21 protein-coding genes are annotated in these 24,998 nt (G+C 62.7%); 2 read left to right on the forward strand and 19 right to left on the reverse strand.

The window, feature by feature from the left end:
• Positions 1–102: 102 nt before the first annotated feature.
• The 17 genes from F8N66_RS17155 to F8N66_RS17235 all read right to left on the reverse strand — a co-directional run bounded on the left by F8N66_RS17155 (position 103) and on the right by F8N66_RS17235 (position 19,667).
• Positions 103–1,389 carry a GNAT family N-acetyltransferase gene (locus F8N66_RS17155; RefSeq protein WP_191623012.1) on the reverse strand — a complete coding sequence of 429 codons (1,287 nt, stop codon included), beginning with the start codon at positions 1,387–1,389 and terminating at the stop codon, positions 103–105.
• Positions 1,390–1,662: 273 nt separating this feature from the next.
• The gene (locus tag F8N66_RS17160) at positions 1,663–2,457 is read right to left on the reverse strand and encodes a carbohydrate deacetylase (RefSeq protein WP_150771305.1); all 795 of its coding nucleotides are present in this window, start codon (positions 2,455–2,457) and stop codon (positions 1,663–1,665) included.
• Complete coding sequence (locus F8N66_RS17165) at positions 2,429–3,643, reverse strand: GNAT family N-acetyltransferase (protein WP_150771306.1); 1,215 nt, start codon at positions 3,641–3,643, stop codon at positions 2,429–2,431. The genes F8N66_RS17160 and F8N66_RS17165 overlap by 29 nt, the downstream gene beginning before the upstream one ends.
• A 4-nt stretch (positions 3,644–3,647) precedes the next feature.
• The gene (locus tag F8N66_RS17170) at positions 3,648–4,337 is read right to left on the reverse strand and encodes an N-acetyltransferase (protein WP_150771307.1); all 690 of its coding nucleotides are present in this window, start codon (positions 4,335–4,337) and stop codon (positions 3,648–3,650) included.
• Between the two features lie 86 nt (positions 4,338–4,423).
• A complete protein-coding gene (locus F8N66_RS17175; RefSeq protein ID WP_150771308.1) occupies positions 4,424–6,343 on the reverse strand; it encodes a hypothetical protein in 1,920 nt (639 codons plus the stop codon).
• Entirely contained in the window at positions 6,340–7,644 is a 1,305-nt protein-coding gene (locus F8N66_RS17180) for a lipopolysaccharide biosynthesis protein (RefSeq protein ID WP_150771309.1), read from the reverse strand. The genes F8N66_RS17175 and F8N66_RS17180 overlap by 4 nt, the downstream gene beginning before the upstream one ends.
• Complete coding sequence (locus F8N66_RS17185; RefSeq protein WP_150771310.1) at positions 7,641–8,642, reverse strand: polysaccharide deacetylase family protein; 1,002 nt, start codon at positions 8,640–8,642, stop codon at positions 7,641–7,643. Before F8N66_RS17185 ends, F8N66_RS17180 begins: the two co-directional genes overlap by 4 nt.
• Before the next feature lie 12 nt (positions 8,643–8,654).
• Complete coding sequence (locus tag F8N66_RS17190) at positions 8,655–9,791, reverse strand: glycosyltransferase family 2 protein (RefSeq protein WP_150771311.1); 1,137 nt, start codon at positions 9,789–9,791, stop codon at positions 8,655–8,657.
• The gene (locus F8N66_RS17195; protein ID WP_150771312.1) at positions 9,784–10,752 is read right to left on the reverse strand and encodes a glycosyltransferase family 2 protein; all 969 of its coding nucleotides are present in this window, start codon (positions 10,750–10,752) and stop codon (positions 9,784–9,786) included. Before F8N66_RS17195 ends, F8N66_RS17190 begins: the two co-directional genes overlap by 8 nt.
• Positions 10,749–12,122 carry an O-antigen ligase family protein gene (locus F8N66_RS17200; protein ID WP_150771313.1) on the reverse strand — a complete coding sequence of 458 codons (1,374 nt, stop codon included), beginning with the start codon at positions 12,120–12,122 and terminating at the stop codon, positions 10,749–10,751. The genes F8N66_RS17195 and F8N66_RS17200 overlap by 4 nt, the downstream gene beginning before the upstream one ends.
• Positions 12,119–13,231, reverse strand: a complete 1,113-nt coding sequence (locus F8N66_RS17205; RefSeq protein ID WP_412070738.1) for a glycosyltransferase family 4 protein — start codon at positions 13,229–13,231, stop codon at positions 12,119–12,121. Before F8N66_RS17205 ends, F8N66_RS17200 begins: the two co-directional genes overlap by 4 nt.
• A complete protein-coding gene (locus tag F8N66_RS17210; RefSeq protein ID WP_150771314.1) occupies positions 13,216–14,808 on the reverse strand; it encodes a GumC family protein in 1,593 nt (530 codons plus the stop codon). The genes F8N66_RS17205 and F8N66_RS17210 overlap by 16 nt, the downstream gene beginning before the upstream one ends.
• A 17-nt stretch (positions 14,809–14,825) precedes the next feature.
• Entirely contained in the window at positions 14,826–15,848 is a 1,023-nt protein-coding gene (locus F8N66_RS17215; protein WP_150771315.1) for a polysaccharide biosynthesis/export family protein, read from the reverse strand.
• A gap of 24 nt (positions 15,849–15,872) precedes the next feature.
• Entirely contained in the window at positions 15,873–16,520 is a 648-nt protein-coding gene (locus tag F8N66_RS17220; protein WP_150771316.1) for a CpsD/CapB family tyrosine-protein kinase, read from the reverse strand.
• Positions 16,520–17,266, reverse strand: a complete 747-nt coding sequence (locus F8N66_RS17225; protein WP_150771317.1) for a sugar transferase — start codon at positions 17,264–17,266, stop codon at positions 16,520–16,522. Before F8N66_RS17225 ends, F8N66_RS17220 begins: the two co-directional genes overlap by 1 nt.
• Positions 17,263–18,318, reverse strand: coding sequence for an NAD-dependent epimerase (locus F8N66_RS17230; protein ID WP_150771318.1), 1,056 nt, complete (start codon positions 18,316–18,318; stop codon positions 17,263–17,265). The genes F8N66_RS17225 and F8N66_RS17230 overlap by 4 nt, the downstream gene beginning before the upstream one ends.
• Positions 18,315–19,667: a UDP-glucose dehydrogenase family protein gene (locus F8N66_RS17235; protein WP_150771319.1), complete on the reverse strand. Its 1,353-nt coding sequence runs from the start codon at positions 19,665–19,667 to the stop codon at positions 18,315–18,317. Before F8N66_RS17235 ends, F8N66_RS17230 begins: the two co-directional genes overlap by 4 nt.
• Positions 19,668–20,056: 389 nt before the next feature.
• Here F8N66_RS17235 and F8N66_RS17240 point away from each other — a divergent pair, with 389 nt between their 5' ends.
• The gene (locus F8N66_RS17240) at positions 20,057–21,754 is read left to right on the forward strand and encodes a sulfatase-like hydrolase/transferase (RefSeq protein ID WP_150771320.1); all 1,698 of its coding nucleotides are present in this window, start codon (positions 20,057–20,059) and stop codon (positions 21,752–21,754) included.
• A gap of 114 nt (positions 21,755–21,868) precedes the next feature.
• Here the strand turns inward: F8N66_RS17240 and F8N66_RS17245 are convergent, their stop codons facing one another.
• Positions 21,869–22,906, reverse strand: coding sequence for an AraC family transcriptional regulator (locus F8N66_RS17245; RefSeq protein ID WP_150771321.1), 1,038 nt, complete (start codon positions 22,904–22,906; stop codon positions 21,869–21,871).
• Between the two features lie 71 nt (positions 22,907–22,977).
• On the opposite strand from F8N66_RS17245, the gene F8N66_RS17250 reads away from it, so the two are divergent.
• A complete protein-coding gene (locus F8N66_RS17250) occupies positions 22,978–23,892 on the forward strand; it encodes a LysR family transcriptional regulator (protein ID WP_150771322.1) in 915 nt (304 codons plus the stop codon).
• Positions 23,893–24,008: 116 nt separating this feature from the next.
• On the opposite strand, the gene F8N66_RS17255 is transcribed toward F8N66_RS17250, so the two are convergent.
• Complete coding sequence (locus F8N66_RS17255) at positions 24,009–24,932, reverse strand: LysR family transcriptional regulator (RefSeq protein WP_150771323.1); 924 nt, start codon at positions 24,930–24,932, stop codon at positions 24,009–24,011.
• Between the last annotated feature and the right edge of the window lie 66 nt (positions 24,933–24,998).

Consider the following 24,998-nt stretch of genomic DNA (forward strand, 5'->3'; position numbering starts at 1 on the left):
CGTGCTCCGTTACTTGCATGGGCGGCAGTCCTGGGGTCGATCCGAATGGCCCGTCAAGGCGGTGTTGCAATCGATATTCCCCAGGAGGATGGCCAAGTGGTTTCAACTGTGTGAGGGGCCTCGCCGTGGCGTTCCTGCAGGCTCTGCATGGGCGTGCCGGGTGCCGGGGTAGCACCGCCCGATCGCCTGGCGGCCTGCCTGGTAGCGCCTTTTCAGCCATTCCTTCAAGCGTTTCGCATAGGGATAGAGGTTGACCCAGAGATCGGCCTGCGGCGAACCGTTGCTGAGCAGGAAGGTGCACAGCGACTTGCGCTCCAGCCACAGGCGATTGGTGAAGAGGCTGTCGGGGCTCGAACAGGAGTCCATCCACTCAACGCCGCGTTCCTGGAGTTCGTTACGCCGCTGGATGTATTCGAGGATGAGCAGGACGCCAGGCGAATGTTTGGCGTAGTCCTCATCGAACGCGATCTTGAAGGCAAAAACAGCCGGTGGGGCGAGGAAGTCGCAGAGCATTGCCAGCGGACGGCCATCGAGGGACATTTCCAGCATCACCAGCTGGCCGCGGGCATACGCGGCGCTGGCGACGGCCTCGAAATAACGGAGGCATTCCGGGCGGCTACCCAACGCCGAGTGCGACTCACCTTTCCAGCCCTTCATTTCCAGTTTGACGAACGCCGCGAGCCAGGCCGCCAGGTCCTCGCCGCTGGGTTGCAGTGCACGAAAACGCAAGTCGCCCAACTCGGCCAGGCGGTTGCGCCGGCGGCGGTATTCCCTGCGCTCCTTGGACGACAGCGCCCGCTCCATATAGCTCTCGGTGTCGTCGCCCAGCCTCATCAGCGCTCGCTGCCAGTGAGCGCCCTCGTGGAAGCGCCGCCCCTCTTCGCGCAACGCCCCGCGCAGGGCATCGGCCAGTGGGCCATCGGCAGGCGCATCGGGCATCCGCAACAGCGGGTAGCGCTTTCGATGCGTGTGTAGCCAGCGCAGGAAAGTGCGCATCACCTCGCTCTCGTGACCGCCGCGCACCAGGGGCGCCACTGAAAAGCAATAACGGTGGCGAACCATTCTGGCCACCGGCAAGGGCGAGAGGACGCAGGCGCTCGGCTCGAACAGCGGGAAAAAACCATCAATCACAAACCCGGGCCGCATCGTTTGCTCGCTCGGCCTGAGAATGAACAACAGCACGAAACGCTTGCTCCCCGCCAAGTGCTCGAGGGCCGACAGCAAGGCCCAGGGCGAATAGAACATGTTGGGTTCGACAGCCGCCTTGGCCAGCGCCTCCCAGGCTTCGATATAGGGCCCGGCATCCGCCAACGACCGAACGACCTCGATGTGATAGTCGGCGCACTGCGGCACAGCGGCGCTGACGTCGTAGGCTTTCTCGATAAACATATCCCGCATCCTGCCCTCCAAGGGAAAAGCTCCATCCACCCCAACCGCAGAGTTTGTCGATCAGGCTCATGGAGCCTTCGTTGGCCAGGGATTGGCGTTGTGTGTTGATGGTATTGATGGGTATAGATCAATATGGCAATTTCATGGCACCACCTCGATCAACAATTTGTTTCAGCATATGCATCAGTTTTGACACAATTGCAGGCAAAAAAAAGCGGCACGCCCAGGCGTCCCGGGCGCTTGCGGATCTGCACATCCCGGGCCGTCGACGATTCATTTCATCACCGCCTGTGCACCCCGTTCGACAGGGTTGCCGGTCACGCGGTAGGCCACCCTCGGTATCCCCGGCAAACGCTGCTCCAGCAGCGCGCTCAAGGACTCGCCCTGATTCAGATAGGCATCGCCAAAATCGGCGCCGAGCGGGATGGGATGGGCGACGATTTCCAGCAAACCGTCGGTGGGAGGCGCGGCGTTGCGCAAGTCCACTGGCGTGCACACATAGTCGGCGGTGGCCCCGGTCAGTTTGTTCAAGCGTCGATTGAGCAACTCCTTGAACACGCGTTTGGGCAGGCTCAGGTTTTGCCCCAGATTGCGCGCCAGCCGCACGGGAACACCCTGGCGGGCGGCAAAGCGCGCGACGATCTCGCCGATGGGCCAGATGTTGTGCACGTGTTGATGGGAGTCCAGATGGTTGGGGCGCATACCGTTATCGAGGCAGCGTTGCCATTGGGCTTCGAGTTCCTCCTCTACCGCGAGGCGATCCTGATGGCCGAGCCAGAGGCGCGTGCGGGACAGGTTGAGGTCGAATGCGCCGCCACTCTGGCAAAAGGTCCGGCGGCTGAGAATGCGCCGGCTCACCGGGTGGCCGTAGGTGAGATTGAAATGCAGCCCGATGCGTCCCTCCAGCAACGGGTGGCGGGCCAGGGCGCAGGCCGCTTCGAAGGCCGGCATGTTGGCCATGACGGTGGCGGAACTGAGGATCCCGGCCTGGAACGCCCCCAGAATCACCGCGTTTTCACAGGCACTGAGCCCGAAATTGTCAGCGTTGACTATGACTTGGCGAGGCATGTTCACCCTCCATGAGTTTTTCGGTGGGGGCAGGCGCCTTGGTCACGGGCACCGCGACGGATACAGGGGCAACGGCCGCCGCTTTACGCTTGGCCCGCCACTGCTGCAATAAAGGTTTGAACCCTTGCCAGAATCGCAAGGCCAGCCCCAAGGCCAGGCCGTCGGGGCGCCAGGAATAGAAACGCCAGCGCCAGTGTTGCAGTTGCCCGGTCATGCGTTCATGCAGTTGATGGCTGGAGTTTTCCAGGCTCACGCGCGACGCATCGATCCAGCGCCAGTTGTCGTCCAGCCCCCAGCGAATCCATTCTTCAAGCAGCACCCGGCCGCTGCCCAGGTCGGCGTATTGCGGCAGGAACGCCAGGTTGTAGTCGTACAGTCGGCCTTGCTCCAGCAAGCCGAGGCGATAGCTGATGCAGCGGCCTTCCAGCTCCAGCACCACCACGCGCACCAGGCCAAGGGCGGCGAGGGCGGTGAAAGCCCGATCCATCCATTGGCGGCGATGCTCATCGGAAAAAATCCCCACGCCTTCATCGCCTTTCCAGCTCACCGCTTCGACGTCGCTGATGGTTTTGAGCAGTGGCCCCATGGTCGAGGCGTCGGGGGTAATACGGCGGACCTGGGCGCCACACGCGGCGATGCGTTTGCGCGCCCGGCGCAGTTTGTAGCGCGGATCACCGGAGACTTCCTGGCGATCGGCATCGCTGATCCGGTGCACGGGCGTGCGGCAACTGAGGCGACGATCAGCGGTGGAGCTTTGGCTCATCCATCCGGTCAGCAGGCTTTCGGCGCCGACCGGTTCGGGCAATTCATTGAGTTGCAGCAGGGCATGGGGCAGTCGACGGCGAATCTCGATCAGCGCCTTGCGCATGTTCGCCGCGTCCAGGCAAGCCAGGAGCGCGAGTCGGTCGGCGAGGGGGTAGCCCAAGTGATGAAGTACCCGAAACGGCAGTCTGGCGAAACGCTCGACGGACGCCACCAGGGGCAGGCACAGCACCAGTTCATCGCCCTGCCAGCCCAGCAGGACGTGTAAACGTTCGCCGTCGGTCAATGCCTGTTCGGATGCAGACATCCAGGCCAGCGTGTTGAACGGCGTATGGTCCGTCATTCGCAGCCGCAGCGCTTCATAAGCCGCGGCGGGAAAGTCTGCGGCGCACAGCGAAGTACGCCATTCGAATCGTGCTGTCATAGGGTCAGGCCACCGAAGCAGTAACGGGTGGATGTTCCGGTTTGCGCAAGGCATCCAGGCGCGAGCCGGTGTAGCGGGTTTCGCGGGAGTAGCGCCAGCGGCCAAACACTTTGTAGACGTTCATGATTCGCCCCTGTTCGTTGAATCCCATGCGAATGTGCATCTTGAGGGCACGGATATTGTGGGTCTCGCAGACATCCACCACTTTGTTGCAGCCCTGCGCCTGCATGGCCTTCCAAAGGTTCAGCTGAAAATCCAGGGACAAGAGGGTGCCCCAGTAGGCGCGGATTTGCTCAGCGGCGAATTCGAAGAACTCGCCTTCGTTCACCGGGAACCAGCAGCGATAGTAATGATGGTCGTGGTAGCCGCACGCGCTGCCCCAGATGAAGGCCACCGCAGCGCCTGTGTCATCCACGTACATATGCCCGGTATGACCCTCGCGAGCCAGTTCGGTCATGGTCTGGACGCGCTCGGCGAAATGGCGTTTGAACGCCATGGTGTTCTGCGGGGTGATGATCTCCAGGCGCAGCGACGGGTAAGGCTTGAGTTTGTGCGGCGGCACCGGGCTGACCAGGTCGCGCTCCAGCCACAACAGTTCCTCATGGTGAAACACGTAGAGCTTCCACACTTTTTTGGCGGTGGCGCGCAGTCCCTTTTGTCTGATGTGGGCAATCAGTTTGTGCAACACACTCATGATGTTGGCTCCTGACGGGGCGACCCGTGAGTGGAATGATCCAGGGCGCGGCAAAATGCCTGCGCGGCCAAACAATTGAGCGGCGGTCACGAAGCGGTCCAGCCAAGGGCGAACAATGTTTCTCCTGGCAGCTCGAAATTCACGCGACCGTCGTGGCAGTCGAAGGGCGCGTCGCGGCTGCGGTTGTCGGCACCAAAGTAGCGTAATGAGCCGTTGGTCAGCGGGCACTCGGCACCGCTCAGTGTCACATGCTGCAGGCGTGAGCCCTTGTTGACCCCCAGCAGGCTGCGCTTGTCGTCCTCGGCCATGGCCAGCACGTCGACCTCGAACGCAGCGTTGTCCAGGTGCATCACGCTGTGCAGCCAGTGCTGCTGGATGAACTGCTGGGCCAGGCCGACCGGCTTGAGTTCGAAACGCTCGTCGCCCTGGACGCGAAACATGCCCTTGGGGTATCCGGGCTCGTCGCCGGCCAGGAACCAGTTGAGCATCTCCAGCAAGCCGTCCTGGGACGCGTTGATGACGACCGAGGCCCACCACAGCGAGGCGAAGTGGGTTTCCTGATCGTAGGGGCTCAGGCTTGAGCCGGCGGAGATGTTGGTCTGGTCCAGCAGCAAGGCCTTGCGCGGCCTGCCATTGGCGTCCAGTCCGACCAGGTCGGCGGCGCGGCGCACGCTGTCGCGATACACCCGGGTGGCCAGCAGGTCGCGGATCATCCATTCGTGCCAGGCCAGCGCATCGACCTGATCGCCGGATTCCTTCAATAAACGCCGGGCCCAGTCGATGCCGCGCTTGTCGGCAGCGTTGTCGGTGAACGGGCCGTTGATCAGTCGCGAGCTGGCCGGCATGGCGATGCGCACGCCAGCCTTGGCATTGTCCGGGTTGCTGCGCACCTGCCGGGCCATGCTGTTGAAAAGGCTTTGATAGTGGGCATAGTCCGGATAATTGAGGTTCGGCTCGTCGGCAAACCCGATGTAATGCGTGCCTTTGCCGCCCAGCGTGCGCATCGTGGCGAGCCAGGCGTCGAGGCCGGCGTTGCTGGTGGCATCGGCTTGCAGATCGGCCTGGCGCTGACTGCCGGCCAGCAGCGTGATGTCCTGGGTGATGCCGAAGCGGTCCTGGTACAGCTGGCGGAAAGTGTCTTCGTAATGCGGTCGGTTCGCGGTGATGTCGACGAAGCTGTAGTAACCGCCGGCCTGTGGCTTGAGCGCATCGAATACGGCATAACTCGCGGGCGGCGGCATGGTGTAGGGCAGGGCGATGCCCAGGTTCGGCGTCTTGCCGAGGATTTCCGTGTGCAAGGTCAGCCGGGTCTGGCCGTCATCTTCTTGCAGGGGTTTTAGTTGCTGCGGATTCTGCGCAAACAGGTTTGGCGTGCCGTCGAGCCAGAACGCCGCCTTGCCGCTGCCCTGCAAGTGCAGGCGCCAGACCTGATCGGTACTGGCGACGGGTAACGCGACCTGATCGAACTGCGAGTAGGCGTCATAGGGTTTGAGGACCAGCGACAGCTGTTTGCCGTCGCCCACGCGTTGGGCCTGCAAAGCGCCGACGCCGCCGTGGTACTTGCCGGCCAGCACCGCCTGTTCGCCCGCCGCGACTTTGAAATACAGCTCATCGCCGTCGCGGGTTTGAGCGCTGAAATGCACCTTGGCCGGGGCGAACAGCGCCACCGTGCGTTCGTCGTGCTCGACCCTGTAACGGCGAAAGCTGTAGCCGGGGATCTCCAATCGATAACTGCTGGCGCCCGGCGCCAACGGCCAGCGTTGGCTGCCGCTGGTTTCCTGGGCGGCAATCACCCGTTCGCCCTCGAGTTTGCCCTGGCCGTCCAGCAGGTACAGGTGTTCTTCGTTGGCACTTGCCTGCCAGGCCGGCACCCAGCTCACGGTCACGGTGTCGGGGCGATCCGCTTGCAGGTACAGGCTGCCGTCGCGGATGTCGGACCAGCGCATCTGCCCGGCATAAGCGTCGAGCGACAGGCTCAGGCTCAGCGCCAGCGCGAAGTATTTCATGCCGACTTCCGTTGCAGCATTTGCACCATCGGTGCCAGGTCGCTGGGCAGGATGATCAGGGTTTGCCAGAACGGCACCCGGCTCAAACGGCAAAACATCGCCAGCAACGCGATGGTCACCGCCAGGTAGGCGATGGACGAGGCCGCCGCCGCGCCGACGATGCCGTAGGCCGGAATCAGCAACAGGTTCAACGCCAGATTGAGCAAGGCGCCCAGGCCCATCATCAGCGAAATCGAGCCAGGTCGGTTCTTGCCCAGCAGGTCCAGGCGCAGGATGCTCCCATAGCACAACCCCAGTAGCCCCGGCAGCAGGGCCAGCAATGCCGGATAGGCCGGCTGATACGCGACCCCGAACAGGGTGACGATCAGCCATTCGCCGATCAGGGCCATGGTCAGGCACGCGCCGAGCATCACAGTGGCCGTCAGGCGCAGGGCCAGCGGCGTGACGATCTCGATACCTTCTTCCTGTTGCAGCAGGCGCTTCATCAAGGGCGTGGTCACCGCCTCCGGGACGATCAGCAGCAACTCGGCGGCCGCGCTGGCCATGGCGTAATGACCCAGGGCGGTGCTGCCGAGCAGGGCGCCGATGAACAGGTAGTCGGAACGCAGGATGACCTGCTGGAACAGCAGGTCCGGATGGCTGCGGGCACTGAAACGCAGCAGTTCGTTCTGACTGGCGCGGTCCCATTGCAGGGTCAGCGGTTGAGTGCGCTTGAGCCACCACCAGCCGACCAGCACCACCAGGCTGATCCCGGCCAGCCAGCTGATCAGCGCCGCTTCCAGGGCGGCGCTTTTCCACATCCCGAACAAACCGAGAAACAGCAGCAAGGGCGCCAGCGACTCGATCAGGCGCAAGCCATTGAACGCCACCACGCCCCCCGAGGCGTTATGCAAGGTCAGCAGGCCACTCTTGAGCACGGTCAGCGGCACCGCCAGCAGTAACAGCCAGGCCAATAGCCCGAGTTGGGTGGTGATATCCAGTTCACTGCCGAACTCGCGGGTCAGCGTGACCACCAGCACAGTCAACAAACCGGCCAGCAGGCAGCCGAACACCAACACCTGACTCAGCAACAAGCCCATGGGCCGTTGCTTGGCGGCCTGGTAGCCCACCGCCGAATTCAACCCGCCGCTGGTGGCGGCACTGATCAGGTCCGGCAGGGCGCTGAGCAAGGCAAACAGGCCGCGCTCACTGGGCCCGAGGATCCGCGCCAGCAATACGTTGCGCAGCAGGCGCAGGCCGATCATCGCCAGTTTGGTGCCCATGCTCAGGGCCAGGTCCTTGAGGTACCGGCTGCGACTCATGGGCGGGCCCCACGGTAGATGCGCCAGGACAGCAACTCGGGATTACGCGCCGTGCGCTGGCTGACGCCGAACCGTGGCAAGGCCAGCGGGTCGCTGTGGCCGCGATAAATCCCGGTGCCCGTGCCCAGGGCGAACGGGAAATGGTGATCGGCCACGTGTTGGCGCACCCGCGCATCGTTGTCGCCATTGGGATAGCAATACACTGGCAGCGGCCGGTTGCAGCCGTTGAGCAGGGCCTGGCGGCTGCGGCTCAATTCTTCATCCAGGCGTTGGTCGTCGAGGCCGGTGAGGATGGCATGGCTGGCACCGTGGGGGCCGAAACGCACCAGGCCGGAGGATTCCAGCGAGCGCACCTGATGCCAGTCCAGCGCCTGCGGCAGCGATTCCTGCGGGCAGGCGTCGGTCAGGCGATTGAGGTCCGCCGGCGACAAGGTTTTGAGCTGTTGCAGAAAGTGCAGGAGGGCCAGGCTGCGCCTTTGCTCATCCGGGTCATCGCACGACGCCGGCAACGGGCGTCCCAGTTGCTGCAAGCAGTCGATCAATGGCCGGCGGGCCTGTTCGCCATGGCTGTTCCACAGGGTTTCGCCGATGCTCTCCCACCAGAAACGCTGGCGACTGCCGATGAAATCCGTGGACAGGAAAATGCTCGCCGGCACCTGGTATTTCTGCAACAGCGGGAAGGCATTCACCGCGTTGTCGCGCCAGCCGTCGTCAAACGTCAGCGTCACTTTCGGCCGCGTCGAGCGCAGGCTGCCCGGTTGCAGAATTTCCATCAGCGGCACGCAGTCGAAATATTTTCTCAACCAGATCAGCAAATGCTCGAACGCCTTGGGCCCCAGGCACAGTTCATTGCGATGGGGCAACTCGGCGGCGTGGTCGTCGGGCAACACCCGGTGCAGCATCAGGATCACGCCGGCGCCGTGCAGTTGCTGGCGTCCGACCGGGGAATTGAGGTACAGCCAGCCGCTGGTGCGTTTTAACAATTGTTTGATCGCCATGGCACGCGTCTCTCATCGATTTTGCTCGGGATTCCATTGCGCATAACGCTGGCCGCGCAGGAATTGCCACAGACCGATGCTCATCCCGGCGAGGGTCACCAGGAGGAAAGCGGCGAGGCGAAAGGGTTTGGGCAAGCGGTGTTGTGAATCCAGAAGACCGGCGATGGCCACCGCGTAGCCGAGCAACTGGGCGATCAGGCTAAGGCGATAGAAGACGTGGTCGTCCCACAGCCAGAAATTGCTCAGCAGCAGCGGCAGCAGCAGGATCGGCGCCAGACGCCGGATCAGCTTGTGGCTGATCAGGGCAATCGCATACAGGCCGTGCTTGAACGGGTTGAGCAGTTCACGGCGCTGGGCCAGGCTTTGCAGGCCGCCAACGGTCACCCGCTGGCGACGCCGGAATTGCTTGTCGGCTTCATCCACACCGGTATCGATCACCCGGGCCTGGGGCACGTAGATGATCCGCTTGTGCGCCACTGGCGCGCAGGTGCTGATAAAGAAGTCATCGTTGACTTCGGCCGGCACGTTCTGGAACAACTCGCGACGCAAGGCGAGCAGGGCGCCATCGGCGGAGACCATGCAGCCGGTGCGATTTTCCACGGTGCGCAGCCAGCCCTCGTAATGCCGGTACAGGCTGTCGCCGATGCTCAGGCCCTTGCCGGTCACCGGGATCAGCATGTGCCCGGCGCAGGCGCCGACCTTGGGATCGGCCAGTGGCGCGAGCAGGTGGCCGAGGGTGTCGGTGGACCATTGGTTATCGGCGTCGGTGAACACCAGGATCTCACCGGTGCTGAGCGCGGCCCCGGCATTGAGGGTTGCCGCCTTGCCCTGGCGCGGCAGGTCGAGCACGGTAATGCGCGGATCGACGACTTTGCGCGCGCAGGCCACGGTGTCGTCGGTCGAGCCGTCGCTGGCCAGAATGATGTGCAGTGAACGCGCCTGGTAATCCTGGGCCAGCACGGTGCGCAATTTCTCTTCGATGTGCCGGGCCTCGTTGTGTGCGGCGATCACGATGCTCACGTCCATCGCCGTCGGCGGGCCCGGACGCCGCGCCGCAAACAGGGGCGCCAGCACCGTCAGCAGCAGCGGGTAGCCCAGGTAGGCGTAGACCGGCAACAACAGGCACAACCAGAAAATGAATTCAGCCACGGGCGGGCCTCCTGGCATTCCATTGACACAGGCTGAGAATGAACGCGGCGCCGGCCAGGTGCAGACGCACCCAGTGCAGGCCCCACAGTTGCAGGGTCAGGCCGGCATCGCGGTGTTTCAGGCTCTGGCGCAGGCTCAGCACCAGCGCCGGCAGGCTGGTCATCAGCAACAGCAGCAACGCCAGCGGCCACTGGCCGTGGATCAGGGCGAACATCGCCGCGATATCCAGCACCCAGGCGGCCATCGACAGCATCGGGAAACGCAGCAGGCGCAGGTTCAGGCCATGGCTGCGCAGCAGTTGCAGGTGACTGCCCTGGCGCCAGAACTCCTTGCCCATCCATTCGCGCCAACTGCCCTCGTAGCCCCAGTGCAGGGCGACGCTCTGGTTGACCGACAGCAGGCGGGCACCCGCGCTGCACAGGCGCAGGGTGAAGTCCTTGTCCTCGCCGGTGCGCAGGTTTTCATTGAAGCCGCCGACCTTGTCGAACCAGTGATGACGCATCAGCAGGTTGGCGCTGGGCAGCCAGCGCACGGACTGCACCGTTTCGACACTGGGACGCAGCATGCGCCGTTGCCAGGCGCTGGCGTACCACGGGGCCTCGGCCGGCGTGTGCAGGTCCAGCCCGAGGATGTCGACCTGAACCGCGGTCTGGATTTTCAGCAGCAGGGTGATCCAGTCCTCGGGCATCTCGATATCGGCATCGATGAACGCCAGCCAGTCCCCGGTGGCGACGGCCGCCCCGCGATTGCGCAGGGCGCCGATCAACAGGCCGGGCATGTCCAGCACCTGCGCGCCAAACTGCCGGGCAATCTGCGGTCCCTGATCGGTGGAGCCGTTGTCGACCACGATCAACTCGCATTCAATGCCGGCGGAATCGGCGGCGTGTTGCGCGGCGATCAGGGTCCGGGTGATGTGCGGGGCTTCATTAAACATCGGGATGACGATACTGATGCGACTCATGCCTTGGCCTCCAGTGTTGGACTTTCTTCGGCTTTCAGACGCAGCACGCTGGTCAGGGCGAGCATGATCCACACGTACTTTTGATTCGGCGCGCTGAGGAACATCAGGAACAGCGTCAGCGACAGAAGACTCATGCCCAGGTGTGTCATCAGGTCGGCCTGTTCCCTGTTACGGCGCTGCATCCAGGCGCGTCGGGCGCGCATCAGGTTGTACAAGCCCAGCCCCAGCATGCCGACGAACATCAGGCCGGCGGGAATCCCCAGTTCACTGAATACCTGCAGGTAGGTGTTGTGGGCTTCGCGGTACAGGTCGCCGATTTTTCGGTTGGCGGAAAATGCCTTGGCATAACCGGTGGGGGCGTAATGCATCGGGAACGTCCCAGGGCCGGTACCCAACAGCGGGTTCTCGCGGATCATCTGGCTGCCGACCACAATGTAGGAGGCACGACGACCGAGGGATTCATCCTTGCCCTGGGCCTTGGCCCCTGAACTCAGGATGCTCAGGGACTGGATACGTTCGACGTAGCCGGGCGGCATCGAATAAATGGCCAACGGAATCACGATGGCCATACCGAGCATGGCAAAACCCAGGTGACGCGGACGGATGCGCGGCAAGTACGCGCGGTAATGCCACATGCCAATGATCAGGCTCAGCACCAACACCACCAGCCCCGATCGGGATTCGGTCTTGGTCATTCCGCCCAGCAACAACAGGCAGCAACCCAGCCAGAGCAAGCGTTGCAGCACGTTCGGGCTGCGGATCACCAGCAACAGGGCCATCGGTACGGCGAAGGCGATCAACATGGCAAACGCGTTCGGGTCTTCCAGCAGGCCGGAAGCGCGGCCCTGATCCTGAAACCTGCTGGAAAACATCGCCAGTGCGCAGGTCAGGGTGACGCTGACGGTCACCAGCCGGGCGAACAGGTCGAGGTTCAACTCGCGACCGATCAGCAGGGTGATCACAAACAGAATCAGGCCAACGCTCAGTTCCCGCAGATTTTCGAGCGACATGCCCATGTCATCGGTGTTTAACAGGCTCAGCAGGTAAAGCGCCATGAACCCGATCAGGAAGCGCCAGATATTGCTGCGCAACCGCTCGGACGGAATCTGGTGCATGGCCAGTTGCAGCATCAGGATCAGCGCCAGTGAGGCCCCGACGAACTTGGTGCCCGACAAGGCGCTGCCCTTGAATAAACCTTCGAACGGCACGAGCGCCGCGATCCCCAGCAGGCCCCAGGCCGGCTTGCGGTACAGCACCGCGATACCGGCCAGGCCGACCACCGCCCCCGGCGCCAGAAATGGATAGGGACTGGCGAGCAATGCAAGGCAAACCAGGCCAAGCAGACTGACGATCGAGAGCGGGAAAATCATGCGCGTGCCTCCCGTGCAGTACGGATATAAAGCTGCGACCAGCGTTCGGCCAGGGCCTTGAGGTCGTAGCGATCCAGTTGCGTACGTCTTGCGTTGTCACTCAGTTCGCGTGCCAGGGCCGGGTCGCACAACAGGCTGTCGATCTGCCGGGCGAGGGCGGCGCTGTCGGTGGGTGTCGCCAGCAGGCCGTTGTGCCGGTCTTGCAGCACATCGGGAATCCCGCCGACGCCAAACGCCACCACCGGCACCCCGGCCTGCATGGCTTCGAGCAGAATCATCGGCGTGCCTTCGGTGCGCGAGCTGATCACCAGCGCATCGAGCTGTCGCCACCAGGGGCGCATGTCGGTCTGGTAGCCGGGCAGGCTGACGCGTTCCTGCAACCCGGCTTCGTTGATCCGCCCCAGCAGATTGTCCCGTTCCGGACCGTCGCCGAGCATCACGGCGTCCAGTTGCGGGTACTGCTGACACAGCGGAATCAGGGCATCGAGAAACAGGTCCGGACCCTTTTCACTGCTCAAGCGCCCGACATAACCCACCAGCCAGCGCTGCCTCGCACCGGTGTGCGGCGGCAGATCGTTCGCGGCCGGCAAACCGTTGGGGATCACTTGCAGCTTCTCCGCCCGCACACTGGCCTGACGGCACAGCGTGGCAATGCTTTCGGCGACGCATACCACCCGCGTCACCGAAGCGGTACGGCACAGTTGCAGGCTCAGCCAGGTGTAGAACTTCTGCTTGCGACTGCGCGGCGTGAAGCCGTGTTGGGTGATCACCAGTGGCAGGCGCAACAACGTTGCGCCAACCCAGCCAAACAACAACCCTTTGAAATTGTGCGTATTGATCAGCGGCCGCTCGGCCCGCCGCTGGCGCAAATGCGCCAGCAACGCCCCCAGCCCCGTGCAACCGCGGCAGTCCACCCCGGCCTCGCGAAACCTGGCGAGCAACTCGTACGGCGCATCGAGGAACAGCACCTGATGTTGCCCCGGCGTCGCCAGGCAATGGTCGAGCAGCATCCGCTCGGCCCCATAGAACCCGCCGCTGCTGAGCAAGTGAATGATCGGCAGCGATCGGCTGTGTCGCGATGGCAGTGGCGCGTTCAATTGCGCACCCAATGCACCAGGCTCGGTACGCCCCAGTTCTTGTGCGGATTGCCCGGTTCCACGTTCTGTTCGTTGATCACCAACAGCACGGGCAAGCCCAGTTCGTGGTTGATTTGCGCAGGGTGCTTGAACCGGTGGTCGAAGAACTCACGCACGTAGACCAGGGCAATCGCCAGCAGCAAACCGGTGAACAGGCCGAATGGAATGATCAGCATCGGTTTGGGGAACGCCGCTTCGGTCGGTTCGTACGGTGGGCTGAGGACCCGGGCGTTGGACAGGTCGTTGTCGAGCATGCGGGCGGTGCTGCTTTCGGCGAAGCGCTGGGCGTAGGTGGAGAACGCCGCGTGCAAGGCGTTGATTTCGGTGTCCACCTGGCGCAGCTTGCTCTGGGTTTCCTGCAACTGGTGGATGCGGTTCTTGAACTCGGCGATGCGCGCGGTTTTCTGGTCGATCACCGAGCCGATAATCGCCAGGTCGTTGGTGCGTTCCTGAATCCGGTTGCCGACCACCTTGAGGAACTGCTGGCGGGAGCGGGCGATTTGCTCGCGGGCCAACAGCATCGGTTCGCTGCCGGGCTGGAAGATCGCCAGGTCGTTCATGTAGCGACTGACCTGGGTGGTCAGCGCCTCACCCATTTGCTTGATCTCGCGATCTTCGAAGGCGACGTTGTCCACGGTGGTGGTGAAGGTGTAGGGGAAGGTGTAGTCACTGAGCTTGGAGTCCTTGGCGGCGGCCAGGCTGGTTTTCAGGTAATCGAGCCAGCGCTGGCTTTGCAGCAGGCGATCGCGGTACAGGTTGAGCGCCTGCTCCTCGGTGTTGATGGCGTTGAGGCGGAACGTGATTTCTTCCTTGGGATCAGACGCACCGATAGCGCCCAGCAACGCCTGCCGGTTGCCTTCCAGGCCATCGAGACGCACCTGATACTGGGTCTTCTTGCTTTCGTAGAAGCTTTGCGGCAGGTCGATCGACTGCAAGGCCTGACGGCTGGCCAGGTAGTTTTTCAGCAGCCCTGCGACAAACTGGGTGCCCTGGGCCGGATCGGGGAAGCTGTAGACGATCGAGATGACGTTGGAGCCCGGCAGGGTTGCGATGTTCAAGCTATTGATGGCCTGTTGGGTCAAGGCGTCGAGCGCGGTATCGCGTACCGGATCGGTTTCCATCCCCAGCGCCGATTTCAGCGGGTTGATCACGTGTTCGCGCAGCGGCGTGGTGACATAGTGCTTGAGCGGCTGGGTCACCAGTTTATTGAACACGCCGGGGGCATGGGAGTATTCACCCTTGTCGCGCAATTCGCTGATGGTCTGCCGGATCAACGCGGGTGAGCGCAGGATATTGCTCTCGGTTTCCATGTCGGCCAGTGACGGTGGAACGAAGGTCGCGTTTTCCTGGTTCAGCGACGTGGTCGCATCACCTTGGGAAAGTTTTTTCGACTGTACGATCACTTGCGCGGTGATATCGAAGCTCTGTTTGAGCATCAGCGGCAAGACCAGGGCGATCACTGCAAAGACCAGGAATACGCGCTTCACCAATTGCTTGTTGGCGAAGAAGATCCTGAAGAACTCGTGCAGGTAGTTTTCCTTTGGGTTCATGTCAAGTCACCTGAGAGTCAGTTGTTGTCGTCTTTGTTGTCGAGGCGGTAGCCGAAGCTCAAGCCCACGCCCTGGAACAACACCACATCCGCCAGTTGCCGTGCGAGTTCACCGGCGCTGGCCAGCTTGGTCTTGGGCACGTAGAGCATGTCGTCCGCCTGCAGGTAGGCGATCTGCGAGGCATCGCCGGCCAGGGCTTGTTCGACGTCATAACGCGTGGCCTGAACCTGATTGCCGTTGCGGCGCATGATCACCACCGAATCGAGGCGTGCCTTGGGGTTGGAGCCACGGGCCAGGGTCAGCGCTTCGAGCACCGAGACGGGACGGCGGATCGGGTAGGAACCCGGTTGGCCGACTTCACCCAGCACGTAGATCTCGTTGCCTGCGGTGGATTTGAGCAACACGTCGACGCTCATCCGTCCCGGCAGTTGCGCGTACTTTTGATTGAGGAAGGTTTCCAGTTGATTGACGGTCATGCCTTGCAGCGGCACCGCACCGATTTCCGGGAAGCTGGCATAGCCGTCGGTGCCCACGGTGATCTCCCGGCTCATGCCGGTGGCCGGGTGGTTCAGGGTGTTGCGAAGGTTCGTCTCATTGCTCAGCGGGCTGATGACCTGCAAGGCGAGCTGATTGCGGTTGGGCTGGAACAGCTGTTTGCGCTGATAGGCCCGTTGAATTTCTTCGCGTGCCTGCTCGGAGGTCAGCCCGGCGATTTTCACCGAGGTGTTGGCGCCCGGCAGTTCAATCGTGCCATCGGGCAGCACCATTTGATTGCCATTGAGCTGGTTGGCGGCAGTGAAGTTCAGGCCGACCTGGTCACCGGACTGAATGCGGTAGGCATCCGAGCCGCTGGTGCTGATGTGGAAGATCACGTCCAGTACATCTTTGGGCCGCAAGGTCTGTTCGACCTTGGGCAGGTCAGTGGCCTGGGCATTGGCCGGTGCGGCCGTGAGGATATTGACCGGCATGTTCTGGGTTTCGGAAGTGCTGGAGCAACCTGCAAGCGGCAGCAACAGCAGGACAAGCATCTTGGCGTTCATGGGCGTCATCCTTTATGCGGTTGCTTACAGGTTTTTGTACAGCCACTTGGGCATGTAGTACTTGCGCCGGTTGAACACGCTGCCGACCAGCTTCGCCCCGGCCTGGGTCAGGCGCTGCACGGCGGCCTGGGCCACTTCCCAGCGGGTGTCTTCGGAACGCACGACCATGACCACGCCGTCCACCTGGGTGCTGATGACCAGCGTGTCGGCAGCCGAATACACCGCGTCGCCGTCAATCACCACGAAGCGATAGCGGCTGCCGAGCTCATCGAGCAACGGCCCCAGGCGCTCCGGTGTCAGGTGCTCGTTGCCCCGCGAATGTCGCCCGCTGGGCAGGATGTGAAAGGGCAGGCTCGACACGTCCACCACGCAGTCCTGCAACAGTGGCGGGCTCTGGGTGTTGAACAACAGGTCGCGAAAACCGCGTTCCTTGGTCAGGCCAAGCTGTTGCGTGAGGTTGGTCGAGGACTGGCTGGCGTCCACCAGCAGCACCTGGCCGCTGCTCATCTGCGCCAGTTGGCTGGCCAGCGCCAGGGCGCTGGTGGTCGTGCCCGCGCCGGGGTTGGCGGCAGTCAGGAACAGGATGCGCAGGTCTTGATCGAGCACGGTCGAGGTCAGGTTCGACTCGCTTGGGTTGGCGATGCTGAGGCTTTTTGTAGTTGAACCGTCCATTAGCTTGCTCCGTGGCCGCTGAATACTTTGAAGGGGGTTTTCAACAGGATCTTCAGATCAAGCAGCAGGCTCTGCTCGGCGATGTAGTTGAGGTCCAACTCAACGCGCTGGTCGAAGTCGATATTGCTGCGCCCGGAGATCTGCCACAGACCGGTCATGCCGGGGTAGATGCTCAGGCGCGCGAGATGATTGTCCTTGTAGCGATAGGCGTTGAACGACGTCGGCCTGGGGCCGACCAGGCGCATGTCGCCGGTCACTACATTGATCAGGTTGGGCAGCTCATCGAGGCTGGTGCGGCGCAGGAAGCCGCCGATGCCGGTGATGCGCGGGTCCTTGTCGATCTTGAAGTCGATGGCGTCGGCGCCGTGCTTGTTCAGGTGGCGCAGCGACTCCTTGAGTTCCTCGGCGTTGGCCACCATGGTGCGGAACTTGTACATGCCGAACAGGCGGCCGCGGTAGCCGGTGCGTTTCTGCACGAACATCACCGGTCCCTTGCTGGTCAGCTTGATGGCCAGCGCCAGGCCCAGCAGCACCGGGGAAATCAGCAGCAGAATCGCCAGCGCGCCGAGGCACGCGAGCACGCGGTTGGTGCGCGACAGCGTCCAGGGCCGACCACCGTCACGGCCCGTCATCCAGCCGCGACCCTGCCGGTGGATCGCCGCGTCCAGGCGCATTCGCTGTTCGGGGTCCAGGCGTTTGTCACGGTGCAGTTGTTGGATGGGTACACCTTTTTCAAGTCCAGTCATGGAGTCCTCCGCAGACTTCCGCCGCAAGCGGCGTGGGCGACAGGCAGTGGGTAGTAATCACGGAACCAGGCCACGAAGCGCCCGAGTCCCTCATCCAGCCCGATACGTGGCTGGAAACCGGTAGCGCGGGCCAGATCGCTGGCATCGGCGCAGGTGTTGAGCACATCGCCGGGTTGCAGGGGCAGCAACTCGACCCGGGCTGTGTGGCCCAGGTGTTTTTCCAGCAGTGCCACGTAGTCCTTGAGTTCCACCGGGTGCTGGCCGCCGATGTTGTAGATCCGCCACGGCGCCATGCTGCTGGCCGGGTCCGGTTGTTCACGGTCCCAGTCGGCGTTGGCCTGGGGGGGCTGCCCGATCAGCCGGGCGATGCTCTCGATGATGTCGTCGATGTAGGTGAAATCGCGCTGGTGCTCGCCGTGGTTGAACAGCTTCAGCGGCGTGCCTTCGGTGATTGCCCGGGCGAACTGGATCGGCGACATGTCGGGCCGGCCCCAAGGCCCGTACACCGTGAAAAAACGCAGGCCGGTGCAGGGAATGCCAAACAGGTGGCTGTAGCTGTGGGCCATCAGTTCATTGGCTTTCTTGGTGGCGGCGTACAGCGACAGCGGGTGGTCGACGCCGTCACGCACCGAGTAGGGCGTGTGCTGGTTGGCGCCGTACACCGAGCTGGACGAGGCGTAGACCAGGTGCCTGACCGGGTGCCGGCGGCAGCTTTCGAGAATATTGAGGAAACCGTTGAGGTTGCTGTCGAGGTAGGCCCGGGGGTTCTCCAGGGAGTAGCGCACCCCGGCCTGGGCCGCGAGGTTGATCACCACCTCGGGTTGTTCGCTGGCAAACAGGGACTCGATGGCCGGGGCATCGGCCAGGTCAATCGTGGTGAGCTGGAAAGGGCCGGCCTGCTCCTGCACCCAGCGCACGCGATCGTGCTTGAGTTGCGGGTCGTAGTAGTCGTTGAAGTTGTCCAGCCCGATCACCTGGTGTCCGTCGCGCAACAGCCTCAACGCGCAATGGGCACCGATGAATCCGGCGGCGCCGGTCACGAGAATCTTCATGGACGCAGCACCTCGGGCACCACGTGGCGCAAGCCGATGCCGCTGTAGTGCAGGCCGGCTGCCGCGACTTGTTCCGGGTTGTACAGGTTGCGTCCGTCGATGATCACCCGTGCACGCAGTTTGCTGGCCAGCAGGTCGAAGTCGACCACCCGGAAATTCTTCCATTCGGTGCAGATCACCAACGCGTCGGCGTCCTCCAGGGTGTCGTCGCGGGTGGCGCACAGGTGCAGGTCATTGCGGTAGCCGTACAGGCGCCGGCATTCGGACATGGCTTCGGGGTCATAGGCCTGGACGCTGGCGCCTTCGGCCCACAGCGCATCCATCAGGTAACGGCTGGGCGCTTCACGCATGTCATCGGTGTTGGGCTTGAAGGCCAGGCCCCAGATGGCGATGGACTTGCCGGCCAGCCCCTGGGGGAACTGCGCCTTGAGTTTGCCGAACAGGATGTGGCGCTGGCTGTCGTTGACGTCGGTGACGCTGCGCAACAGGCGCAGGGGCATGCCGTTGTGTTCGGCGGTGTGCAGCAGGGCGCGCAGGTCCTTGGGGAAACACGAGCCGCCGAAGCCGCAACCGGGATAGATGAAGTGGTAGCCGATGCGCGGGTCCGAGCCGATGCCTTTGCGCACCGCTTCGATGTCGGCCCCCAGCAGCTCGGTGAGGTTGGCCAGTTCGTTCATGAAGCTGATGCGGGTGGCGAGCATCGCGTTGGCGGCGTACTTGGTCAACTCGGCGCTGCGGTTGTCCATGAACATGAGCTTTTCATGGTTGCGGCAAAAGGGCGCGTACAGTTCGCTCATCTGGCTGCGGGCGGTTTCGTCGCCCGTGCCGACGATGATCCGGTCCGGGCGCATGCAGTCGGCCAGGGCGCTGCCTTCCTTGAGAAACTCCGGGTTGGACACCACGCGTACAGCCAGCGAACCCTTGCCGCGCCGTTGCAGTTCTTGCAGGGCGGCGGCCGCGACCTGGTCGGCGGTGCCGACCGGCACGGTGGACTTGATAATCAGAGTGCGATCGGCCTCCATGAAACTGGCGATCTGCCGGGCCACAGTCAGCACATGGCTGAGGTCGGCGGAACCGTCTTCATCGGCGGGCGTACCCACCGCGATGAAGATCAGCTCGGCGTGTTCGACGGCGTCGCTGGCCTGGGTGGAAAAGAATAACCGGCCGGCCTTGATGTTTTCTTCCAGCGTACTGGATAGTCCAGGCTCACTAATTGGTGGAACAGCTTGTTGTAATTGCTTGATCTTGTTCGGATCAATGTCGACACATAAGACGCGATGTCCTACATCGGCCAGTGCCGCTGCTTGTATCAGGCCAACATAGCCCGTACCAAATACGCTCACGTCCATATTGGCGTGCCTCGTAAGTCGGTGGAAAGATCAGAAATGGGACTGTCAAAAGGGGTATAGACCAGCCTTGGAAAAGCGTGTCAGCAAACTGACATGTTAAAGAGGTAAGACACCCCCAGTTCTGGGGGGCCAATTGCCATCAAGCGCTTGGCCCTGCTGGCTTGGCAGCAAATTTACCGAGAGATGAAGATTCGAAAGAAAGCGATAAACGGTCGAAAGGCTTGAATTACAAGGGCTGTAGGGCCTTGAGTGTGTCAGAAACGAGACGATTTTTTTTTGACGCTTTCAGCTGATTTTTGACGTTTCTTGCGCTTTGATGGCCGGGTGCTAGTGTCAAAAAATGGCCGACGACCTTTTGGCCACGGCGATGGATAACTGGCGCCAGAACAATGAATCGATATCTGAAAGAAGTTCTCATTGCTGTCTATTTGCTTATTCATAGCGACTATTATTTCGAGCGTATCAGCGCAATGGGAATTGGCATTGCGCTGATGCTGTTTGTTGGCATGTTTGTCGTATTAACCGTTGCACTTTTCCTGACGGCCTACATTCGCCAGACACTTATTCGTCATGTATTCGCCCTGGTGTTATTTGCCTCGGCGGTATTCTTCGATGTGTATTCGCGGGTCACCGCCGACTACCTGACCTACAGCAGTTTCGTCTCGCTGGTGTATTCCGGCGGTTTTATCGAAGAAGCGCTGTACCAGTACCGCGAGGCGATCATCCACGGCGTGCTCGGGGGGTTACTGCTGCTGTTGGGCATCGGGCTCAAGCCTCGCCATCGAGTGCCCGTGCCGGGTGCGCTGAGGGTAGCGGCGCCGCTGCTGGGGGTGCTGATGCTCAGCGCCGTGTTGTTCGTGCGCGCGGGTGAGGGCGCGCGGGGCCTGCCCTTCATGTACACGCCGCTGGCCTACCTCAACCTGTTCACCTATGAGGCCCTGCACAACACGGTCGGCCCCCGCGAGCCGGTCAGCCTGGCGCGCATCGGGCAACCGGTGAAACACGACATCGTGCTGATAATCGACGAGAGCATCTCCGGCAATTACCTGGACATCAACGCGCCGTTCGGCGTGCACAGCAATCTCAAGGAGCCCCGTGCGGGCGTCGCGATCTACAACTACGGCTACGCCGCCTCGATTGCCAATTGCAGCGTCGATACCAACGTCACGCTGCGCTACGGCGGCACCCGCAGCGATTACGTCAGGATCAACAGCACCTTGCCGTCGATCTGGCAGTACGCGAAAAAAGCCGGTTTGCACACGGTCTACATCGATGCGCAACGCACCGGCGGCAACTTGCAGAACCTGATGAACGCCGCCGAGAAAAAGGATATCGATGAGTTCGTGCAGTTCGACCAGACCAGCGTGCGCGAGCGCGACATGGCGGCGGCGGCCAAGCTGATCGAACTGCTCAATGACGATCAGCCGCAACTGGTGATCATCAACAAGGTCGGGGCGCATTTCCCGGTGCACGACAAATACCCCGACGCGTTCATGGCGTATCGCCCGACGCTGCCCCGGGGGCAATTCGTCGAAGTGGCGGACACCGGCGAACGTAACGGTTTCAATGGGCAGGCGGACGACTGGATGCTGTACCGCAACGCCTACAAGAACACGCTGTTGTGGAACGTCGGGGAGTTTTTCTCGCGGGTCTTTGCCCAGGCCAACCTGGACAACGCCCTGCTGATCTACACCTCGGACCACGGCCAGGACCTGCATGAACGGGGCAACCCCGGACTGAACACCCATTGCGGTGGCGACCCGGTGGAGGAGGAGGGGCTGGTGCCGCTGGTGGTGATCCAGGGCAGCGGAATGAAGACCCTGGACTGGCAGGCCGCACTGGCCGGCAACAAGGATCGTTCCAGCCACTACAACATCTTCCCGACCTTGTTGCAGTTGATGGGTTACGACCTGGCGGGCGTGGAGGCGGTGTATGGCAAGCCGCTGAGTGTGCCGACGGCCGATGAATTCACCTTCAACTATCGATTCAATGCGCGGCTGGGGGCCAAGCCCGAGTGGAAGCACATCGATTTGAACAGCATCGTCACCCCGTCGCAGGCGCCGGCGAGTGTGGCGTCGGGGCAGTGAGGTCCTGGCTGTCTGATCGGGCCCCTTCGCGAGCAAGCCCGCTCCCACATGTGAAATGCATTCCAATGTAGGAGCGGGCTTGCTCGCGAAGGGGCCCGATCAATCAATACAAATCTAAAGGCTGCTCCATCGGGCCCGATACACCCCCGGCGCACACCCCAGCCACCGCAAACACGCCCGGTTGAAACTCTGCACGTCGCTGTACCCCAGCCGGTCGGAAATCTCCACCAGCTCAAGCTCGCCCGCCTGCAACAGATCCTCGGCCCGACAGCGGCGATACTCATCCCGCAACTCGGAAAAGCTCCAGCCCAGTGCCTTCAAGCGTCGTGCCGCCGTACGCTCGATCAGGTGCTGGCCTTCGCAAAACCGTTGCCAGTTCGCGCCGGCAAGATCGGCAGCCAGGTGATCGCTGACTTGCTCCAGCAAGGTCGGCTCGCTGTTGCGCCGGGTCTGTTCCAACAGCTCCACCAACGTCTGTTCAAGCTCATGGTTACCGGGTGTCAGTGCGGTGACGAACAGCTGCGGATCGAGGCGAACGCCATGCTGCGCCCTGGCGAATCGTACCGGCGCACGAAAGGCTTGCGCATGGTCATCGGGATGGCCGGTGCAAGGGAAAGCCAGGTCAACACCGAGGATCGGGTCTCGTGTCAGGCCGCTGGCGAGGAATTTTCGCCGCAGCATGCTGCACAGGCTGATGAGGATGTAGTCGGCAATCGGCGCGCTGGCCTTCACGCTGCCGACATCGAGCAGACGCAGCTCAACGGCGTCGCCATCACGCACGACCCGCGCCTGGAAGTGGCCGCTGAAAAACGGGAAGAAGCGTTCGAAGTAGGCGCACGCGCTTTCCAGGGAAGCGGCGACGTCGAACAGGTAGGTCAGGCCATTGGTGGCCGTTGAAACGAATCGCCGGCCCGCCGCCAGACCGATCGACGGGTCGCCGGTCTGTTCCAGGGCAAACGCCCAGAAACGCCGCGACAAAAACAGCGGCACGCGCATGAAAGGCGTGCGTAGCTCGAACAGGCTGCGACGGAACAAGGCTTCGAGGGGCTCGCGGGCAATCCCTCGGGCGAGCAGCTCTTCAATGGCCGGCAGCAAGGTCGGGGCGTAGAACGCATTAGCCTGAGACGGCCGGGACTGATCGGTTTTTGTCATGTACGGCTCACAGCAAGTTTCGCAACACTGGTTAGGCTGCCCGACGTTAAGCGATTTGCCGGAGCAAGACCATGCTTGATTTACGCCAGCTCGACCTGAACCTGCTGCTCGCGTTCGACGCGATTTACCAGCAGCGCAGCGTCACCCGCGCCGCCGAGGTGATGAGCCTGTCGCAACCGGCGATGAGCAATGCGCTGCGACGCCTGCGCGAGTTATGCGGCGACCCGCTGTTCATCAAAAGTCGCCTGGGGGTGACGCCAACACTGGTCGCCCATCGCCTGGCCGATTATGTGCGCGCGGCGCTGGAATCGTTGCGCGACGGGCTGCGGATGATTCCCGCCGCCCGGCAAAAGCACCCGGTGTTGCGCATCAGTTGTCTGGACTGCCTGCAACCGGTGCTGCTTGAAGCACTGCTGGAAACGCCCCATGCCGACTGGCAGGTACGCTATTTCCAGCCGCGCCGGCGCGACGCCTTGCAGGAACTGGCGAGCGGCAAACTGGACATCCTGATCGACCTCGACCAACCCCTGGCGGGACTGGCCGGGCTGCATAAAAAACGCTTGCCCGCCGACCACTACGTGTTCGCCTACGGCGCCGGGCTCAAGGAACCGCCCCGCACGCTGGCGGCCTATCTGCAACAGCCGCAGATCCAGGTATCCAGCCGCCGCGACGGGCTCAGTCCGGTGGACCTGCACCTGGGTTTGAAAGGTCTGCGCCGCACCGTGGCGGTGAGTTCCCAGAGCACCCTGGCGGCGAAACTGATGGCCGACCGGCAACCCTTGGGCATGAGCCTGCCGAGCCGGGTCGCCAGTGTGCTGGGGTTGCAGCAGGTGCCCTTGCCGCTGGACGAACCGGTGGAGCTGAAACTGGCGTTGTACATCGAGTCACGCTATCGCTTCGAGCGCAGCCGCGAGGAGGCGATGCATTGTTTGCTGAGGGCGCTGGGTGAGCCGCGGGTGTTGCTGCTGGATGCACAACGCGCCTGATCACCGTTCAGGTGGGAGCGGGCTTGCTCGCGAAGGGGCCGTGTCAGTCGGCATCATCGTTAAATGACACACCGCCTTCGCGAGCAAGCCCGCTCCCACAGGGTTCTCGGTGTGCTTTAGGGTTGGGTGACTGCCAGCAGACGCCGGTCAACGTCAAGAATCGCTTCGATCATCGCCAGCGCCGCCGGTGTCAGGGAATAGCCGACGCGGCTGACGATGCCGTAATGCAGTTGCAGGCCGGGGTCGTCGCTGGGAATGTCGATGAAGTCCAGCAGCCGTATCAGCCCCTGGTCCACCTGTTCGGCCAGGGCTTCCATGGTGGCGATGCCCACCGCGTCGGAGCGCCGTACCACGCGGCAAATGGCGTCGAATTGCGCGCATTCGACGCTGGGGTTGAAGTCCGGCTCGCCCTGCACGTCGGCGAGGATCTTGCGGATCATCGGCGGGATGCGCGTGCCGACCACGGCGTAGTCGAGCAGGGCGCGCAACGTCAGGTGTTCCCGGTTGGCCAAGGGGTGATCGACGCGGCAGAAGAAGCGTCCGCGCCGGGGCCGCAGCAGTTGCACCTGGTATTGCGGGTCGCCGGTGAAGTAGCGCGAATCGGCGACCAGAAATTCGATCTGCTGCTCGCGCAACCAAAGCGCCAGTTGCTCCCAATCGCCCTGATGAAAACGGGTACGGATCGCCGGATGCGCCTGGATGAATTGCGCCAGCGCCTCGGGCACCAACAACTGCGCAGGGTAGGGGCCGCTGCCGAAATGCAGTTCGCCGCCGGTCAGGCCGTTGTACTGGGTCAGTTCGTTGTGCAACGCCTGACTGCCGGCGAGCAGGCGCCGCGCGTGCTGCAACACCAGTTCGCCCTGGCCGGTCAGGCGGAATTCGCGGCTGCTGCGTTCCACCAATTGGCAGTCGAGGTCGCGCTCCAGGGTCTGGATGCTGCGGCTGAAGGCCGGCTGGCTGAGATTGATCGCCTCGGCGGCGCGACCAAAGCTGCGGTAATCGGCCAGCGCCACCAGGTGACGAAGCTGTCGAAGGTCCATCATGCGTCTCCTGCATTCAGCGAATACTTTTAATGCATTGGATCGATATCACAGAGACTGGCATAA

Origin of the sequence: Pseudomonas fluorescens, from assembly GCF_902498195.1 — a bacterium.
Classification (GTDB): Bacteria; Pseudomonadota; Gammaproteobacteria; order Pseudomonadales; family Pseudomonadaceae; genus Aquipseudomonas; species Aquipseudomonas fluorescens_BU.

What these genes read in the sequence shown, in the direction of transcription:
- F8N66_RS17235 (WP_150771319.1), bottom strand. Translation starts at nt 19,667, where the DNA reads ATGGACGTGAGCGTATTTGGTACGGGCTATGTTGGCCTGATACAAGCA.
- F8N66_RS17220 (WP_150771316.1), bottom strand. Translation starts at nt 16,520, where the DNA reads ATGGACGGTTCAACTACAAAAAGCCTCAGCATCGCCAACCCAAGCGAG.
- F8N66_RS17180 (WP_150771309.1), bottom strand. Translation starts at nt 7,644, where the DNA reads ATGAGTCGCAGCCGGTACCTCAAGGACCTGGCCCTGAGCATGGGCACC.
- F8N66_RS17250 (WP_150771322.1), top strand. Translation starts at nt 22,978, where the DNA reads ATGCTTGATTTACGCCAGCTCGACCTGAACCTGCTGCTCGCGTTCGAC.
- F8N66_RS17240 (WP_150771320.1), top strand. Translation starts at nt 20,057, where the DNA reads ATGAATCGATATCTGAAAGAAGTTCTCATTGCTGTCTATTTGCTTATT.
- F8N66_RS17200 (WP_150771313.1), bottom strand. Translation starts at nt 12,122, where the DNA reads ATGATTTTCCCGCTCTCGATCGTCAGTCTGCTTGGCCTGGTTTGCCTT.
- F8N66_RS17160 (WP_150771305.1), bottom strand. Translation starts at nt 2,457, where the DNA reads ATGCCTCGCCAAGTCATAGTCAACGCTGACAATTTCGGGCTCAGTGCC.
- F8N66_RS17185 (WP_150771310.1), bottom strand. Translation starts at nt 8,642, where the DNA reads ATGGCGATCAAACAATTGTTAAAACGCACCAGCGGCTGGCTGTACCTC.
- F8N66_RS17255 (WP_150771323.1), bottom strand. Translation starts at nt 24,932, where the DNA reads ATGGACCTTCGACAGCTTCGTCACCTGGTGGCGCTGGCCGATTACCGC.
- F8N66_RS17230 (WP_150771318.1), bottom strand. Translation starts at nt 18,318, where the DNA reads ATGAAGATTCTCGTGACCGGCGCCGCCGGATTCATCGGTGCCCATTGC.
- F8N66_RS17165 (WP_150771306.1), bottom strand. Translation starts at nt 3,643, where the DNA reads ATGACAGCACGATTCGAATGGCGTACTTCGCTGTGCGCCGCAGACTTT.
- F8N66_RS17175 (WP_150771308.1), bottom strand. Translation starts at nt 6,343, where the DNA reads ATGAAATACTTCGCGCTGGCGCTGAGCCTGAGCCTGTCGCTCGACGCT.
- F8N66_RS17215 (WP_150771315.1), bottom strand. Translation starts at nt 15,848, where the DNA reads ATGAACGCCAAGATGCTTGTCCTGCTGTTGCTGCCGCTTGCAGGTTGC.
- F8N66_RS17210 (WP_150771314.1), bottom strand. Translation starts at nt 14,808, where the DNA reads ATGAACCCAAAGGAAAACTACCTGCACGAGTTCTTCAGGATCTTCTTC.
- F8N66_RS17245 (WP_150771321.1), bottom strand. Translation starts at nt 22,906, where the DNA reads ATGACAAAAACCGATCAGTCCCGGCCGTCTCAGGCTAATGCGTTCTAC.
- F8N66_RS17195 (WP_150771312.1), bottom strand. Translation starts at nt 10,752, where the DNA reads ATGAGTCGCATCAGTATCGTCATCCCGATGTTTAATGAAGCCCCGCAC.
- F8N66_RS17155 (WP_191623012.1), bottom strand. Translation starts at nt 1,389, where the DNA reads ATGTTTATCGAGAAAGCCTACGACGTCAGCGCCGCTGTGCCGCAGTGC.
- F8N66_RS17225 (WP_150771317.1), bottom strand. Translation starts at nt 17,266, where the DNA reads ATGACTGGACTTGAAAAAGGTGTACCCATCCAACAACTGCACCGTGAC.
- F8N66_RS17170 (WP_150771307.1), bottom strand. Translation starts at nt 4,337, where the DNA reads ATGAGTGTGTTGCACAAACTGATTGCCCACATCAGACAAAAGGGACTG.